The sequence below is a fragment of the Kitasatospora sp. NPDC094016 genome (assembly GCF_040304045.1).
Classification (GTDB): domain Bacteria; phylum Actinomycetota; class Actinomycetes; order Streptomycetales; family Streptomycetaceae; genus Kitasatospora.
In genome coordinates, this window is sequence record NZ_JBEOUK010000102.1 from 1 (window position 1) to 2,447 (window position 2,447).

Consider the following 2,447-nt stretch of genomic DNA (forward strand, 5'->3'; position numbering starts at 1 on the left):
AACGCTCGGCTGGGAAACCCCAGCCGAGCGCCTGCATAAACTCATCGCGGCCTGATCAAACCGACCACGTGTTGCAACGACCCCTAGAAACCGCCACGTGGACCACGGGGGTTCGGCCCACGCGGCCCCAGGTTCTGGCATGCGGCGGTCTCAGCGTCTGGGCGGCTTCGTCCTCGAAGACCAGCCAGGCTCCGCGAGCCGCCGCAGTGCTTTTACCGTGGACCACACCTCCGTCCTTCACAACTCGACTGCCGCCTCGTCGGATTCAAGCGCCCGGCGGGCCGGCTGCTGCCACGACCAGCCCTGACGCTTGAGCAGGGCCCACGTGCCCTCCACCGTGTAGGTCACGTGGAACATGCGCCCGATGAGAGTCTTGATCCTGGCCGGCGTCCAGTGCTGGTCCTCCCACCCGTGGACCAATGGCCCGCGTTCCAGCTCACGTCGTAGGCGGCCTCGATCATGGCGGTGCGCGAGCCGCTGAGGACCCGGTTGTTGGTGAAGTAGAAGCCCAGGCCGCTGCCGTCGCCCACGCGCTTGAGGGTGGCGTCAGGCTTCGGCCTTGTTGCCGAACCGGTGAAGTTCAGCGAGTTCGGCGGCACCGGCCTCGGCGGCGATCAGACGCAGCGCGCCGCCGAACCCGGCTCTTCAACACGTTCTGGCCGCTGTTGAGCTGGGCGGCGCACTCGCCGCCCGTGTACTCCCAGACGAACTTGCGAAGGTTCTCCGCGGGCTGGCCGAGGGTGAGGACGGCGACTGCGGCGGAGGTGGCGAGCGAAACGACGCGCTGCCCGGCTTGGGCAGCGACGTGGACGTACGCCTGCACCACGGCGATCTTGCCGGAACCGGCCGAGCCGAGGTCTGCAGACAGCTCAGTCTCGAAGCGGAGTTGTGCACCTCCGCGATGGTGGCTACACGCCGGTGCCAGCGACGTGCGAACTCACGGCGCGGCGCGGCGCGGCGCCGCCGTGCGAACTCACGGCGCGGCGCGGCGCCGCCGTGCGAGCGCACGGCGCGAACAGATCGCCCAGCTCCACGTGCCGTGGCCTCAGGAGGACCCATCGATTCAGTTGATGACTGGTCAGAAAAGTCAGCAGCAGGTCCAGCATCGATCCGGTTAAAGGCTGTCGCACCGCCCCAAACACGCGACTCGACGCGACACCCCGCAGGGCCCTTTCACCGAACCAGCGCGCCCCCACGCCCTCCTCGACCCGGCGCACCGCATGATCCGGATCCACCTCTGGAGAAGGCCGCAGGTGCGTGCCTCCCGAGCGCATTTCACCAGGTCAGCGCACGCGCCCCCGCGCCTTCAGCGGGAGGGCGGGGAGCTCCGGCGCCCGCAGCCGGTCGCCGGCGTAGCCGTGGACGTCACCGAAGCGGGCGGTGGACATCCAGTCCTCGCGGGCCTGGGTGATCTCCTCACCGGATCGGCCGATGAAGTTCCACCACATGAGGATCTTCTCGTCGAAGGGCTCGCCGCCGAGGAGGAGGACGGCGGCGTCGGTGCGGGCGTGGAGGGGGAGTTCGGGGCGGCCGCAGCCGAGGTAGAGCATGGAGCCGGGTTCGACGCGGACGCCGTCGACGTCGACGCTGCCGGACATGGAGAGGACGGCGTACTCGAAGTCGGGGACGAGCGGGAGCTTGAGGTCGGCGCCCTCGGTGAGGGCGAGGTCGGCGCCGACGAGGGGGGTGTAGGCGGTGCCGGGCGAGGTGGCGGTGTCGAGGGTGCCGAGGATGACGGTGCCGTGCAGGCCGGGGGCGGTGACGACGGGCAGGTCGGCGTGGTGCTCGAAGGTGGGGGCGGTGTGCCGGTGGGCGTCCGGGAGGGCGACCCAGAGCTGGGCGCCGTGCAGGTAGCGGGCGTGCGGGCGCGGGGATTCCTCGGAGTGGGAGATCGCCCGGCCGGAGGTCATCAGGCCCAGTTCGTACGGGCGGACGGTCTGGAGGCTGCCGAGGCTGTCACGGTGCAGCACCTCGCCCTGGTGGAGCCAGCTGACCGTCTGGAGGCCCATGTGGGGGTGGGGCGGGACCTGCATGCCGGGTTCGTCGGCGATGTCGTCGGGTCCGTAGTGGTCGACGAAGCACCAGGCGCCGACCATCCGGCGGCCCAGGTTGGGGAGCAGGCGGCGGACCATCGTGCTCTCGCCGAGCTGGACCTGGCGTCCGGTCAGCAGGTCCTTGACCGGTCCGGTGTCGGCCTCGCGGCCGCAGGTGGTCGGGGAGGGCTTGCGGTCGAGGTTGCTCATGTGCGGTTCCACCACCGTGCGGAGAGGGGCCGGGCGAGGGGCGTTCGCCAACGATCATCCCTGACGACCGCTGGATCCTCCACCCCTCGCCGGGCCGGGGCCCCAGCCCCCCTAGGGCGCGTATTCGGTCGTGATCAACGGGTCCGGGTGAGGTCCTTGATCCAGATCATCGCGCCACGGAGGTGGAGGCCTGCGAGGTAGCTG

At 70.3% G+C, this 2,447-nt stretch carries 2 protein-coding genes and 1 pseudogene; all 3 read right to left on the reverse strand.

The genetic code is table 11. The annotated features are described in order from the left end of the window. Positions 1-76 precede the first annotated feature (76 nt). A pseudogene (locus ABT015_RS38105) lies at positions 77-489 on the reverse strand (helix-turn-helix domain-containing protein); the annotation flags it as partial. Positions 490-908: 419 nt separating this feature from the next. Next, positions 909-1,106, reverse strand: a complete 198-nt coding sequence (locus tag ABT015_RS37855) for a hypothetical protein (protein ID WP_350887883.1) — start codon at positions 1,104-1,106, stop codon at positions 909-911. 177 nt (positions 1,107-1,283) lie between these two features. Continuing rightward, positions 1,284-2,243 carry a pirin family protein gene (locus ABT015_RS37860; protein ID WP_350887886.1) on the reverse strand — a complete coding sequence of 320 codons (960 nt, stop codon included), beginning with the start codon at positions 2,241-2,243 and terminating at the stop codon, positions 1,284-1,286. Positions 2,244-2,447: the final 204 nt, after the last annotated feature.

Coding starts and splice junctions, on each gene's coding strand:
- ABT015_RS37855 (WP_350887883.1), bottom strand. CDS start 1,106: ATGCTGGACCTGCTGCTGACTTTTCTGACCAGTCATCAACTGAATCGA.
- ABT015_RS37860 (WP_350887886.1), bottom strand. CDS start 2,243: ATGAGCAACCTCGACCGCAAGCCCTCCCCGACCACCTGCGGCCGCGAG.